Annotated in this window: 15 protein-coding genes; 11 read left to right on the forward strand and 4 right to left on the reverse strand. The window is 72.1% G+C overall.

The window, feature by feature from the left end; genetic code table 11:
• The first annotated feature begins 6 nt into the window (after nucleotides 1-6).
• From pgsA to A5700_RS19140, 4 genes are all read left to right on the forward strand, one after another.
• Complete coding sequence (gene pgsA, locus A5700_RS19125) at nucleotides 7-606, forward strand: CDP-diacylglycerol--glycerol-3-phosphate 3-phosphatidyltransferase (RefSeq protein ID WP_082960669.1); 600 nt, start codon at nucleotides 7-9, stop codon at nucleotides 604-606.
• Nucleotides 607-715: 109 nt separating this feature from the next.
• Nucleotides 716-1,042 carry a transcriptional regulator ClgR gene (clgR, locus tag A5700_RS19130; RefSeq protein ID WP_068074701.1) on the forward strand — a complete coding sequence of 109 codons (327 nt, stop codon included), beginning with the start codon at nucleotides 716-718 and terminating at the stop codon, nucleotides 1,040-1,042.
• 110 nt (nucleotides 1,043-1,152) lie between these two features.
• Nucleotides 1,153-1,977: a phage shock protein PspA gene (gene pspA, locus A5700_RS19135; RefSeq protein ID WP_068074704.1), complete on the forward strand. Its 825-nt coding sequence runs from the start codon at nucleotides 1,153-1,155 to the stop codon at nucleotides 1,975-1,977.
• 12 nt (nucleotides 1,978-1,989) lie between these two features.
• Nucleotides 1,990-2,799 (forward strand): hypothetical protein, encoded by an 810-nt coding sequence (locus A5700_RS19140; RefSeq protein WP_068074707.1) that lies wholly within the window; start codon nucleotides 1,990-1,992, stop codon nucleotides 2,797-2,799.
• Here A5700_RS19140 and A5700_RS19145 read toward each other — a convergent pair whose 3' ends face one another.
• On the reverse strand, nucleotides 2,800-3,243 hold the full coding sequence (locus A5700_RS19145) for a limonene-1,2-epoxide hydrolase (protein WP_068074710.1): 444 nt from the start codon (nucleotides 3,241-3,243) through the stop codon (nucleotides 2,800-2,802). It abuts the gene before it with no gap.
• A gap of 53 nt (nucleotides 3,244-3,296) precedes the next feature.
• Between A5700_RS19145 and A5700_RS19150 the strand changes: the two genes are divergently transcribed.
• Genes A5700_RS19150 through A5700_RS19160 form a run of 3 tightly spaced genes read left to right on the forward strand, consistent with a single transcriptional unit; the run spans nucleotide 3,297 to nucleotide 5,033 of the window.
• Nucleotides 3,297-4,463, forward strand: a complete 1,167-nt coding sequence (locus tag A5700_RS19150; RefSeq protein WP_068074713.1) for a glycosyltransferase — start codon at nucleotides 3,297-3,299, stop codon at nucleotides 4,461-4,463.
• Nucleotides 4,464-4,506: 43 nt separating this feature from the next.
• Nucleotides 4,507-4,791, forward strand: a complete 285-nt coding sequence (locus tag A5700_RS19155; protein WP_068074716.1) for a hypothetical protein — start codon at nucleotides 4,507-4,509, stop codon at nucleotides 4,789-4,791.
• A gap of 35 nt (nucleotides 4,792-4,826) precedes the next feature.
• The gene (locus A5700_RS19160; protein ID WP_156671300.1) at nucleotides 4,827-5,033 is read left to right on the forward strand and encodes a DUF3046 domain-containing protein; all 207 of its coding nucleotides are present in this window, start codon (nucleotides 4,827-4,829) and stop codon (nucleotides 5,031-5,033) included.
• Between the two features lie 10 nt (nucleotides 5,034-5,043).
• Here A5700_RS19160 and A5700_RS19165 read toward each other — a convergent pair whose 3' ends face one another.
• Nucleotides 5,044-5,682, reverse strand: coding sequence for a flavodoxin family protein (locus tag A5700_RS19165; protein WP_068074719.1), 639 nt, complete (start codon nucleotides 5,680-5,682; stop codon nucleotides 5,044-5,046).
• Nucleotides 5,683-5,730: 48 nt separating this feature from the next.
• Nucleotides 5,731-6,414 (reverse strand): (2Fe-2S)-binding protein, encoded by a 684-nt coding sequence (locus A5700_RS19170; protein WP_068074722.1) that lies wholly within the window; start codon nucleotides 6,412-6,414, stop codon nucleotides 5,731-5,733.
• A gap of 208 nt (nucleotides 6,415-6,622) precedes the next feature.
• Here A5700_RS19170 and recA point away from each other — a divergent pair, with 208 nt between their 5' ends.
• The 4 genes from recA to A5700_RS19190 all read left to right on the forward strand — a co-directional run bounded on the left by recA (nucleotide 6,623) and on the right by A5700_RS19190 (nucleotide 10,376).
• Nucleotides 6,623-7,675 (forward strand): recombinase RecA, encoded by a 1,053-nt coding sequence (gene recA / locus A5700_RS19175; protein ID WP_068074724.1) that lies wholly within the window; start codon nucleotides 6,623-6,625, stop codon nucleotides 7,673-7,675.
• On the forward strand, nucleotides 7,641-8,195 hold the full coding sequence (gene recX / locus A5700_RS19180; protein WP_068074727.1) for a recombination regulator RecX: 555 nt from the start codon (nucleotides 7,641-7,643) through the stop codon (nucleotides 8,193-8,195). The genes recA and recX overlap by 35 nt, the downstream gene beginning before the upstream one ends.
• 61 nt (nucleotides 8,196-8,256) lie before the next feature.
• Complete coding sequence (gene miaB, locus A5700_RS19185) at nucleotides 8,257-9,771, forward strand: tRNA (N6-isopentenyl adenosine(37)-C2)-methylthiotransferase MiaB (protein ID WP_068074730.1); 1,515 nt, start codon at nucleotides 8,257-8,259, stop codon at nucleotides 9,769-9,771.
• Entirely contained in the window at nucleotides 9,768-10,376 is a 609-nt protein-coding gene (locus A5700_RS19190; protein WP_068074759.1) for a hypothetical protein, read from the forward strand. Before miaB ends, A5700_RS19190 begins: the two co-directional genes overlap by 4 nt.
• On the opposite strand, the gene A5700_RS19195 is transcribed toward A5700_RS19190, so the two are convergent.
• Nucleotides 10,373-11,599, reverse strand: coding sequence for a DUF349 domain-containing protein (locus tag A5700_RS19195; RefSeq protein ID WP_068204938.1), 1,227 nt, complete (start codon nucleotides 11,597-11,599; stop codon nucleotides 10,373-10,375). The genes A5700_RS19190 and A5700_RS19195 overlap by 4 nt on opposite strands.
• Between the last annotated feature and the right edge of the window lie 81 nt (nucleotides 11,600-11,680).

Below are 11,680 nucleotides of genomic sequence, written 5' to 3' on the forward strand. Positions count from 1 at the left end.
GTTGCCGTGTCGGGGCAGCCGCAAACGGGTCCGGTCGCGGGTCGCGCCCACATCGCCAACCTCGCCAACACCCTCACCATGCTGCGGCTGGTGCTGGTCCCGGTGTTCCTGCTCGCGCTGTTCGCCGGTGACGGGCACCAAAGCGCCTTTCGGATCGTGGCTTTCGTGATCTTCGCGGTGGCGTGCATCACAGATCGGTTGGACGGGCTGCTGGCCCGCAACTACGGAATGGCCACCGAATTCGGTGCGTTCGTGGACCCGATCGCCGACAAGACGTTGGTCGGTTCAGCCCTGATCGGGCTGTCCATGCTGGGCGAGCTGCCGTGGTGGGTGACCGTGCTGATCCTGGCCCGCGAAGTCGGCGTCACCGTGCTGCGGCTGGCCGTCATCCGCCGCGGGGTCATCCCGGCCAGCTGGGGAGGCAAGGTCAAGACCGTGGTGCAGGTGGTGGCGATCGGGCTGTTCGTGCTGCCGTGGGCGGGAACGCCGGGCCCGTTCCGGGTGGGGGCGGCGGTGGTACTGGGTGCGGCGATCGTCCTGACGGTCATCACCGGCATCGACTACGTCGTGTCGACCGTGCGCGCGGTGCGCCGGACGACCGCCTGAAACACCGTCGCGCCCCGGGAACCAGACCACCCTCAGCGGCGTTGACCTAGTGAGCGCCTGCCGCACTGACGTGCGTGCCGGCGGGGCTGACTGGACGAAGGAGGGCGGGATGCCGCCATTGGTGCGCGAGGTCATCGGCGACGTGCTGCGGGAGGCCCGGACGGCCCAGGGCCGCACGCTGCGCGAAGTGTCCGACACGGCGCGGGTGAGCCTCGGCTACCTCTCGGAGGTCGAGCGCGGGCGCAAGGAGCCGTCGAGCGAGCTGCTCAACGCCATCTGCGACGCGCTGGAGGTGCCGCTGTCGTCGGTGCTGACCGACGCCGGCGAGCGAATGGCCAGCGAAGAGCGGGCGGCCTACGCCGCGCCCAGCGGCACCAGCATCGACGCCTCGACGAAGGTCGTCATTCCGCCGGTGTCCTCCCTGGCGATCGCCTGACCGCCCCTCAGGGGTGGGTGGATCGGCGCCGAGCCATTAAATTGAGCGGGAAGCGCAGGACCCAACCCGGGACCGCCGGGGCCCGCGACAAGCGAAGGTGGAGCTGACTCATGGCCAATCCGTTCGTCAAGGGGTGGAAGTACCTCATGGCGCTGTTCAACTCGAAGATCGACGAGCACGCCGACCCCAAGGTGCAGATCCAGCAGGCCATCGAGGAGGCGCAGCGCACGCACCAGGCGCTGACCCAGCAGGCGGCGCAGGTCATCGGCAACCAGCGTCAGCTCGAGATGCGGCTCAACCGGCAGCTGGCCGACGTCGAGAAGCTCCAGGTGAACACCCGCCAGGCGCTCACCCTGGCCGATCAGGCCAACGCCGCCGGTGACGCCGCCAAGGCCACCGAATACAACAACGCCGCCGAGGCGTTCGCGGCCCAACTGGTGACCGCCGAGCAAAGCGTCGAGGACCTTAAAACCCTGCACGACCAGGCGCTCAGCGCGGCCGCGCAGGCCAAGAGGGCGGTCGAACAGAACGCCATGGTGCTGCAGCAGAAGATCGCCGAGCGCACCAAGCTGCTCAGTCAGCTCGAACAGGCCAAGATGCAAGAGCAGGTCAGCGCGTCGCTGCGCTCGATGAGCGAGATCGCCGCCCCCGGCAACGTCCCCAACCTCGACGAGGTGCGCGACAAGATCGAGCGCCGCTACGCCAACGCCATCGGGGCCGCCGAGCTCGCGCAGGGCTCGGTGCAGGGCCGGATGCTCGAGGTCGAGCAGGCCGGCGTGCAGATGGCCGGGCACTCCCGCCTGGAGCAGATCCGCGCGTCGATGCGCGGCGAGGCCCTTCCGGCCGGCGGATCCGCCGCGGGAAGCACCGCCGCCGCCCCGCGCCCCGCCGAGACGTCCGGCGGCGCGGTCACCGAACAGCCGTTCGGCCAGTAACGACGGCCTGACATGGCGGTGAAGGCTGGCGAGCGCGGCCCGTGGCGCGCGCTGCTGCAACGCGGTTTCTACGCCGCCGGCCAGCTCTCCGACGTGGTGCTTCGCCGGCTCGGCGCCGCCACCGACCCGCGGGCCCGGCAGCTGCGTCGCCGCCGTCGTGCGCTGCGGTGGGGTTTGATCTTCAGCGCCGGGTGCGTGTTCTGGGTGCTGGTGACGATGCTGCTTGCGGCCTGGGGCTGGTTCGCCCTGCTGCTGGAGATCACGGGCGCCGTCGCGGTCCTCATGGCGATCCCGGCGACGCTGCTGCTGTTCCGGTACCGCTGGCTGGGGGCGGAACCGCTGCCGTCCCCGCGGCCCGCGAACGTGCGCCGGCTGCCGCCGCCGGGCTCGGCGGCCCGGCCCGCGATGTACGCCCTGGGCGCCTCCGAGCGCGGCTTCGTGTCGCTGGTCGGGGTGATCGAGCGCGGCGCGATGTTGCCGGCCGAGGAGATTGCCGACCTCAACGCGGCGGCCCACAAGACCTCGGCGGCGATGGCCGCCACCGCCGCGGAGGTGGTGTCGCTGGAACGGGCGGCGCACTACTCCGAGTCGTCCCGCGCGCACCTGGTGCCCACCATCAACGCCTTCACCGCCCAGCTCAGCGCCGGGGTGCGCCAGTACAACGAAATGGTGACCGCCGCCGCGCAGCTGGTGTCGTCGGCCAACGGCGGCGCCCTGACGGAATCGCAGCGCTACCGCACCGAACTCGCCGGGGCGACCGACCGCCTGGTCGGGTGGGCGCAGGCTTTCGACGAACTCGGCAAGCTGCGCGGCGCGAGCTAGCTAGAACGTCGCCTTGAGCGACGGGACGGCCAGCCCGGCCAGGCCCCGCAACGTGGCCTTGAACATGTCGAAGAAGTCGAAATAGTCGCGCCACAACGTGATTCGGCCGTCGTGCACCTCGAACACCCCGCACACCCAGAACTGCAGCCGCAGCGGCCCGAAGATCAGGGCGTCGGTGCGCTCGGTGAGGACCGCCGCGCCGTCGGCCGCGATGCGGTGGATCTTCACCTCGAAGGCGGCGCGCCCGTCCATCTGGCGGAACAGCTTCATCGCCCGGTGCCGGCCGTGGATGGTCGGCAGCCCGACGTTCTGGTAGACGAGGTTGTCGTCCAGCGCGGTCGACGCGGCGTCGAAGTCCGCGTCCTGCAGCGCGGTGAGGAAACCCTCGACCGTGCGGGTGTTCGCGTCGGTAGTTCCAGTGCCCGTTCCAGTCACCTCGGTCATGGGTGCCAGCGTAGGCCTGCGTGGCCCGTCGCGGCTGTGGCAGGGTAAGGCCGGTGCGCGTCGCCGTGGTCGCCGGGCCGGATCCCGGGCATTCCTTCCCCGCGATCGCGCTGTGCCAACGCTTCGCCGCCGCCGGCGACGAGCCGACGCTGTTCACCGGCGAGGAATGGCTCGACACCGCCCGCGCCGCCGGGTTCTCCGCCGTCCCGCTCGACGGGCTCGCGGCCATCGACGACGACGTGGACGCCGGGGCACGGATCCACCGCCGCGCGGCGCGGATGGCGGTGCTCAACGCGCCGGCGCTGACGGAGCTGGCCCCCGACCTGGTGGTGTCCGACGTCATCACCGCGGCGGGCGGCATGGCCGCCGAGCTGCTGGGCATCCCGTGGATCGAGCTGGACCCGCACCCGCTGTACCTGCCGTCGCGGGGGCTGCCGCCGATCGGCAGCGGCCTGGCGCCCGGCACCGGTGTCGGCGGCCGGATCCGCGACGCCGCCATGCGCGCGCTGACGGCCCGGTCCTGGCGCGCCGGGCTGCGGCAGCGCGCGGCCGCCCGGGTCGAGATCGGGCTGCCGGCCGCGGACCCCGGGCCGTTGCGGCGGCTGATCGCCACGTTGCCGGCGCTGGAAGTGCCCCGGCCCGACTGGCCGGCCGAGGCCGTGGTGGTGGGTCCGCTGCACTTCGAGCCGACCGACCGGGTGCTCGAGATCCCCCCGGGGGACGGGCCCGTGCTGGTCGTTGCGCCGTCGACCGCGGCGACCGGCGCCGCCGGGATGGCCGAGCTCGCGCTGGAGCGGTTGGTGCCGGGCGAGACGCTGCCGCGGGGCGCGCGGCTGGTGGTCTCGCGTCTCGGCGGGGCGGACCTGGCTGTGCCGCCCTGGGCGGTCGTCGGGCTCGGCAGCCAGGCCGAGCTGCTGACCCACGCCGACCTGGTGATCTGCGGTGGTGGCCATGGCATGCTCGCCAAGACGCTGCTGGCCGGGGTGCCGCTGGTGGTGGTGCCCGGCGGCGGCGATCAGTGGGAGCTGGCCAACCGGGTGGTGCGGCAGGGCAGCGCCCGGCTGGTGCGGCCGCTGGGCGGCGACGCGCTGGTCGCCGCGGTCGCCGAGGTGCTGGCGTCGCCGGGCTATCGTCAAGCGGCGCGGCGAGCCGCCGCCACCGCGTCCGACGTCGCCGATCCCGTCCAGGTGTGCCGCGAAGCGCTGGCCGTGGCGCAGTGAGGTGGGGCATGCTGGTCGCAACCGGCGGGGAGGAGGTGTGCCGATGAGGACGGCCACGAGGGTCACCAGCTGTGTCGCCACCGCTGGGCTGCTGGCCACCGCGCTGTGGGGTGCGGAAGCGGCCCACGCCGACAACGCCGACGAGCAGCAGGCCTGCCAGTTGATGGACGACCCGAGCGCCGCCCAGCAGGGTTACGCGCCCGCCGAGTACACGTTCATGGTGTTGCGCGGTCGCATGTCGGCGCAACGGGCGCGCGACGTCATGTCACTGGCCGCCCAGGAGGTCTGCCCCAACCACATCATCGATCTGCCGGCGAGCTGGCGCTAAGCCGCGGCACGGTGTCCGGCGGTCGCCGGCTGGGTATCTTGGCTGGCGTGCGGCTAACGGAGTTCAACGAGCGGGTCGTGTTGCGATTCGGCGCCGCGTACGGTTCGTCGGTGCTGGTCGATCACGTGCTGAGCGGATTCGACGGGCGCACCGCCGCCCAGGCGATCGAGGCCGGTGTCGAGCCGCGTGAGGTGTGGCGGGCGTTGTGCGCGGATTTCGACGTCCCGCGCGAGCAGTGGTGAGCGCCGCGGCTCACTCGTAGGGCGGGTAGGGCTGGTGCCGCAGCAGTCCGGCCAGGTGGACGGCGTTGCGGGCCGCCGTCGCGGTCACCCCGGCCACCGCCTCGGGGACCTCGTCGAGGTCGTTGAAGTTGGTGCCCTGCATGGCTTCGCCGTTCCAGTAGGTGCAGCCCTGTGCGGCGATGGAGAACCCGATGTCGTTGAGCGCCTGGAACAGGTCGGCGACGATCTTGTGGGCGCCGTCCTCGTTGCCCACGACCGCCGCCACCGCGACCTTTCCGACCATGACGGGCCGCCCGGCGTTGTCCTTGTCGGACAGCTCGGCGTCGAGCCGCTCCAGGACGCGCTGCGCGACGCTGGACATGTGGCCGACCCAGGTTGGTGTCGACAGGACGAGAATGTCGGCGCGCTTGATCCTGTCCAGCAGCGCGGGCCACTCGTCGCCCGGCCCCATGTCGGCCTCGGTGCCCGGCAGTAACGCCAGGTCGACGCACCGCTGCTTGGCTCCCTCGACCCCGGCCTTGCCGAGCTCGGCCAGCAGCTGGTCGGCGATCAGGTCGCTGCTGGAGGGGGTGGGGCTCTTCTTCAGCGAACAGGTCAGCGCGAGGGCGCGCAGGGACGGCGCGGTGGCGGAGGTCGCGGGGGAGGTCATGGCGGGCGCGTACCCGGGCGACGGGTGAGCAAACGGGCGGCGCGCCCGCTACCGGCGGCCCGGCGGCCGGTCGAACACGCAGTCACCGCACACCGACTGCCCGGGCAGCCGGTAGAACAGGCAGCAGCTGCGTCGCCGGAAGCCCAGGTGGGCGCCGGTGCTGACGCCGGACCCCGCCAGGATCCCGGTGCCCAGCAGGTCGCCGGTCGTCGCGGCGATCCGGCGGCGCAGGTCGGGTCGCGCCGCGCACAAGGCGCGGGCGGCGCCGAACAGCGCCGACGCCACATTGCCGGCCAGCAGCGCCGGGGCCAATTTGACGCGCAGGCCGGCGGCGAGCGGGTGCAGGTGGCGCTCGACGACGGCGCGGTACAGCTCGCCGGCAGGGTCGTCGCCGACGGGATCCCCGACGGGTTCGGGCAGCCGCAGCCGCGCCCCGTCGGCCGCGCGCTGCAGCTCGTCGAGGCGGGGCAGGACGCGGTGCGCGAGCGCGCACGCCAGCACCGGTGACCACAGCCGGCTGGCGTGGGCGAGGTGGACCAGCGAGGCCCCGATCCGCAGATCGGGGGTGCCGTAATACCGGGCGGTGGCGTCGACGAGGTCCGCGTAGCCGTCGGCGTAGCACCGCCACACCGGGCGCCAGGCCTGCGCGCCCGACCCCTGGTCCGGGCCCACGGTGAGCGCGAAAAAGCCGCCGTAGGAGGCTATTTCGGCGAGCTGGGCAGAGATGTCCATCGACGCGCCGCCCTTCTCGCTCCGGCCGATCCGGCGCCCGATGTTGCCACACCCGCGACGCGCCCGGCGTGTCACACTTGGATCGAACACCTGTTCGGCTACTGTGGGGATCGTTCGCCAGAGTCAACTTGTCGGTGGCCTTCTCTAGTGTCACCGCCAACCGACCGATACCGGTCAGACGAACACACTGGACTATAGGAGAGGCATCATGGCGCAAGCCCCCGATCGCGAGAAGGCTCTCGAACTGGCGATGGCCCAGATCGAGAAAAGCTATGGCAAAGGCTCGGTGATGCGGCTCGGCGACGAGATGCGCCAGCCGATCTCGGTCATCCCGACCGGTTCCATCGCCCTGGACGTGGCGCTGGGCATCGGCGGCCTGCCGCGCGGGCGGGTCGTGGAGATCTACGGCCCGGAGTCGTCGGGTAAGACCACCGTCGCGCTGCACGCGGTGGCCAACGCTCAGGCCGCCGGCGGTGTGGCGGCGTTCATCGACGCCGAGCACGCCCTGGACCCCGACTACGCCAAGAAGCTGGGCGTGGACACCGATTCCCTGCTGGTCAGCCAGCCCGATACGGGGGAGCAGGCCCTCGAGATCGCCGACATGCTGATCCGTTCCGGCGCGCTGGACATCCTGGTCATCGACTCGGTGGCGGCCCTGGTGCCGCGCGCGGAACTCGAGGGCGAGATGGGGGACAGCCACGTCGGCCTGCAGGCCCGGCTGATGAGCCAGGCGCTGCGGAAAATGACTGGCGCGCTGAACAATTCGGGCACCACGGCGATCTTCATCAACCAGCTGCGGGAGAAGATCGGGGTCATGTTCGGCAGCCCGGAAACCACCACGGGTGGAAAGGCCTTGAAGTTCTACGCGTCGGTGCGCATGGACGTGCGCCGGATCGAGACGCTCAAGGACGGCACCAACGCGGTCGGTAACCGCACCCGGGTGAAGATCGTCAAGAACAAGGTGTCGCCGCCGTTCAAGCAGGCCGAGTTCGACATCCTCTACGGCCGCGGCATCAGCCGCGAGGGGTCGCTGATCGACATGGGCGTGGAGCAGGGCTTCATCCGTAAGTCCGGCTCCTGGTTCACCTACGAGGGCGAACAGCTCGGCCAGGGCAAGGAGAACGCCCGCAACTTCCTGATGGAAAACGACGACGTGGCCAACGAGATCGAGAAGAAGATCAAGGAAAAGCTCGGCATTGGCGCGGTCGTGACCGATGACTTGTCCGATGACAGCGTCCTGCCCGCCCCCGTCGATTTCTGAGCCCTCCCGCGAGGAGCAGGCGCGGTCTCTGTGCCTGCGCCTGCTCACCGCGCGGGCGCGCACCCGGGCCGAACTACGCGGCCACCTGGACAAAAGGGGCTATCCCGCCCAGGTCAGCGACGCGGTGCTCGACCGGCTGGCCGCCGTCGGCCTCGTCGACGATGCCGACTTCGCCGAGCAGTGGGTGCGGTCGCGCCGGGTCAACGCGGGCCGCAGCAAGCGCGCGTTGGCCGCCGAGCTGCGCACCAAGGGCGTGGACAAGGACGTGATCACCGCGGCGCTGGCCGGGATCGACGCCGGCGCCGAACGCGACCAGGCCGAACAACTCGTGCGGTCCAAGCTGCGCCGGGAAACGCTGGCCGGCGACGGTGACGGTGACGGTGACGGCAGAGCCGACGGCGACGCGCGGCTGACCCGCCGGCTGGTGGCGATGCTGGGCCGCCGCGGCTACGGCCAGAGCCTGGCGTGCGAGGTGGTGTTCGCCGAGTTGGCCGCCGAACGGGAGCGCCGGCGGGTCTGAGCGGGCCGGGTGGGACGAGCCGGGCGTCCGGCCACCGCCGTACCATGGCTCCGTGACTTCCATGGTGACGCAAGGCGACCCCGCCCAGGCGGCGGTGCCGGAGCGCACCTACCAGGTCCGCACCTACGGCTGCCAGATGAACGTCCACGACTCCGAGCGGTTGGCCGGACTGCTGGAGGCGGCCGGGTACCGGCGCGCCGCCGAGGACGCCGACGCCGACGTGGTGGTGTTCAACACCTGCGCCGTGCGGGAAAACGCCGACAACAAGCTGTACGGCAACCTCAGCCACCTGGCGCCGCGCAAGCGGGGCAACCCCGAGATGCAGATCGCGGTGGGCGGTTGCCTGGCTCAGAAGGACCGCGACGCGCTGCTGCGCAAGGCGCCCTGGGTCGACGTCGTCTTCGGCACGCACAACATCGGCTCGCTGCCGACGCTGCTCGAGCGGGCCCGGCACAACCGGGTTGCGCAGGTGGAGATCGCCGAAGCGCTCCAGCAATTCCCCTCATCACTGCCCAGCGCCCGCGAATCCGCTTACGCCGCTTGGGTTTCCATCTCCGTCGGGTGTAACAACACGTGCACCTTCTGCATCGTGCCGTCGCTGCGCGGCAAAGAGGTGGATCGCAACCCGGCCGACATCCTGGCCGAGGTGCGGTCGCTGGTGGCCGACGGCGTGCTCGAGGTCACGCTGCTGGGCCAGAACGTCAACGCCTACGGGGTGTCCTTCGCCGACCCGGCGCAGCCTCGCGATCGCGGCGCGTTTGCGCGGCTGTTGCGGGCCTGCGGCGAGGTCGACGGGCTCGAGCGCGTGCGCTTCACCTCGCCGCACCCGGCCGAATTCACCGACGACGTCATCGACGCCATGGCGACGACGCCCAACGTCTGCCCCGCCCTGCACATGCCGCTGCAATCCGGCTCCGACCGGATGCTGCGCGCGATGCGCCGCTCGTACCGGGCCGACCGGTACCTAAGCATCATCGACCGCGTGCGCGCCGCCATGCCGCACGCCGCGATCACCACGGACCTGATCGTCGGGTTTCCCGGCGAGACGGAAGAGGACTTCGCCGCCACCCTCGACGTCGTGCGGCAGGCCCGCTTCGCGGCCGCGTTCACCTTCCAGTACTCCAAGCGGCCCGGCACCCCGGCCGCGGAACTTGACGGGCAGCTGCCCAAAGCCGTTGTGCAGGAACGCTACGAGCGGTTGATCGAACTGCAGGAGGCCATCTCCTGGGAGGGCAACCAGGCCCTGATCGGTGACACCGTCGAGGTGTTGGTCGCCGCGGGGGAGGGCCGCAAGGACAGCCACACCGCCCGGATGACGGGACGCGCCCGCGACGGTCGGCTGGTGCACTTCTCCGTCGACGGGGCGCGCGACGTCCGCCCGGGGGACGTCGTCACCACCGCGATCACCCAGGCCGCGCCGCACCACCTCATCGCCGACGCCGGCGTCCTGAGCCACCGGCGCACCTGCGCCGGCGACGCGGCCGCCGCGGGCCGGCGCCCGGTCGGCATCGGCCTCGGCATGCCCGCCGTCGGGCCGCCCACCGGCCCGCCCGAACCCCTTGGATGCGCCAGATGACGAAGAAGACCGACAAGCACGACCCGCGGCTCGACGCGCTGCGGACCGAGATCGAGGCCGCCGAACGCCGGGTGGCGCGCGGAATCGACCCGGGCACCAGGGGTTTCGTCGTGTCGATCCTGGTATTCGTGTTGCTGGGGTCGTTCATCCTGCCGCACACCGGCGCGGTGCGCGGCTGGGACGTGCTATTCAGCAGCCACGGCGCGGGTGCGGCCGCGGTGGCCCTGCCGTCGCGGGTGTTCGCCTGGCTGGCGCTGGTGTTCGGCGTCGGGTTCTCGATGCTCGCGTTGGTGACGCGGCGCTGGGCGCTGGCCTGGGTGGCCTTGGCGGGATCGGCGCTCGCCGACGCCGCGGGCCTGCTCGCGATCTGGTCGCGCCAGACAGTCGCCGCGGGACATCCCGGCCCGGGGTGGGGCCTGATCGTCGCGTGGGTCACGGTGATCCTGCTCAGCTACCAGTGGGCCCGCGTGGTCTGGTCGCGCACCATCGTCCAGCTCGCCGCCGAACAGGAGCGCCGCCGGCTGACCGCGCAGCGCCAGGCCACCACGCTGCTCGACGAGCTCGACGACACGGCCCACCCGGACGGCGGCACGCCGGCGAGTTAGGACCGGCGCGTCAGCGCCGCCGCGGCGGCCTGCGCCCACTCCCGCCATTGCTCGGCGTTCGCCCTAGCCTGCTCGGCTTCCTTGGTGCGGCCGGCCGCGGCGGCCTTGCGGGCCTGCTGCTCGTACTGCTCGACCCGCGCCTGGAACTGCTCGGCGCGGGCCTGGGCCTGCGGATCCGACCACCCGGCCTCGCCGGCGTCGCGCACCTTCTTCTCGACGGCCCGCAGCCGACGCTCCAGGTCGGCGGACCGCTCCCGCGGCACCTTACCGATCGCGTCCCACTTCTCGGTGATCGAGCGCAGCGCGGCCCGGGCGGCGTCGTGGTTGCCGGTGTCGATCCTCTCCGCCTCGGCCAGCAACGCCTCCTTGGCGGTCGCGTTGGCCGCCAGCTCGGCGTCCTTCTCCGCGGTGACCGCGTTGCGGGCCGCGAAGAAGACGTCCTGGGCGGCCTTGAAGCGGCGCCACAACGCGTCGTCGACCTCTTTGCTGGCCCGGCCGGCGGCTTTCCACTCGGCGAGCAGCTTGCGGAACTCGGCGCTGGTGGCCCCCCAGTCCGTCGAGTCCGACAGCGCCTCGGCCCGCTCGCACAGTCGCTCCTTGGCGTGACGGATGCCGGAGCGCTCGCGGTCCAGCTCGGCGAAGTGCGAGCCGCGCCGCCGGTTGAACGCCTCGCGGGCCGCCGAATAGCGCTTCCACAACGCGTCGTCGACCTTGCGGTCCAGGCCGTTGATCGTCTTCCACTCGTCGAGGATCGCCCGCAACCGGTCGCCCGCGGCCTTCCACTGCGTCGCGGTGGCGGCAAGCTCCTCGGCCTCGGCGGCCAGCGCCTCCTTGCGCGCGGTTTGCGCGGCGCGGTGTTCGTCGCGCCGGGACCGCTCGGCGGCGACGGTGGCCTCGGCCTGTTCCGCGAGGGTGGTCAGCCGGGCGGCCAGGGCGTCGACGTCGCCGAGCACGGCGGCCGTCGGCAGCGCCTGCGCCAGCTCGTTGGCGTGCGCCTTGATCTTGCGGGCGTCCCCGCTGCCCGACGCCAGCCGCTCCTCCATGAGGGTGACCTCGGTGCTCAGGTCGTCGAACCGCCTGCCGAAGTGCGCGAACGCGGCCTCGGCGTCGCCGGCCTGCCAGGAGCCCACGACGCGCTCCCCGGCGGCGCTGAGCAGCCACACGGTGCCGTCGTCGTCCACGCGCCCGAACTTGTGCGGGTCGCTGGGCGGCGGCGTGCTCACCGGGTGCGCGGTCGGGCGGGGGCCAGGACGCCGGCGTCGGCGATGAGGTGGTGCGGCGCGGCCTGGGTGATACCTGCGGGT

It is taken from the genome of Mycobacterium sp. E1214, from assembly GCF_001666755.1.
In the GTDB taxonomy this organism is placed as follows: domain Bacteria; phylum Actinomycetota; class Actinomycetes; order Mycobacteriales; family Mycobacteriaceae; genus Mycobacterium.

Excerpts from the sequence above, each read along its gene's own strand:
- A5700_RS19170 (WP_068074722.1), bottom strand. The coding sequence starts at position 6,414 with ATGGACATCTCTGCCCAGCTCGCCGAAATAGCCTCCTACGGCGGCTTT.
- A5700_RS19140 (WP_068074707.1), top strand. The coding sequence starts at position 1,990 with ATGGCGGTGAAGGCTGGCGAGCGCGGCCCGTGGCGCGCGCTGCTGCAA.
- miaB (WP_068074730.1), top strand. The coding sequence starts at position 8,257 with ATGGTGACGCAAGGCGACCCCGCCCAGGCGGCGGTGCCGGAGCGCACC.
- A5700_RS19155 (WP_068074716.1), top strand. The coding sequence starts at position 4,507 with ATGAGGACGGCCACGAGGGTCACCAGCTGTGTCGCCACCGCTGGGCTG.
- pspA (WP_068074704.1), top strand. The coding sequence starts at position 1,153 with ATGGCCAATCCGTTCGTCAAGGGGTGGAAGTACCTCATGGCGCTGTTC.
- A5700_RS19190 (WP_068074759.1), top strand. The coding sequence starts at position 9,768 with ATGACGAAGAAGACCGACAAGCACGACCCGCGGCTCGACGCGCTGCGG.
- A5700_RS19165 (WP_068074719.1), bottom strand. The coding sequence starts at position 5,682 with ATGACCTCCCCCGCGACCTCCGCCACCGCGCCGTCCCTGCGCGCCCTC.
- recX (WP_068074727.1), top strand. The coding sequence starts at position 7,641 with ATGACAGCGTCCTGCCCGCCCCCGTCGATTTCTGAGCCCTCCCGCGAG.
- recA (WP_068074724.1), top strand. The coding sequence starts at position 6,623 with ATGGCGCAAGCCCCCGATCGCGAGAAGGCTCTCGAACTGGCGATGGCC.
- A5700_RS19145 (WP_068074710.1), bottom strand. The coding sequence starts at position 3,243 with ATGACCGAGGTGACTGGAACGGGCACTGGAACTACCGACGCGAACACC.
- clgR (WP_068074701.1), top strand. The coding sequence starts at position 716 with ATGCCGCCATTGGTGCGCGAGGTCATCGGCGACGTGCTGCGGGAGGCC.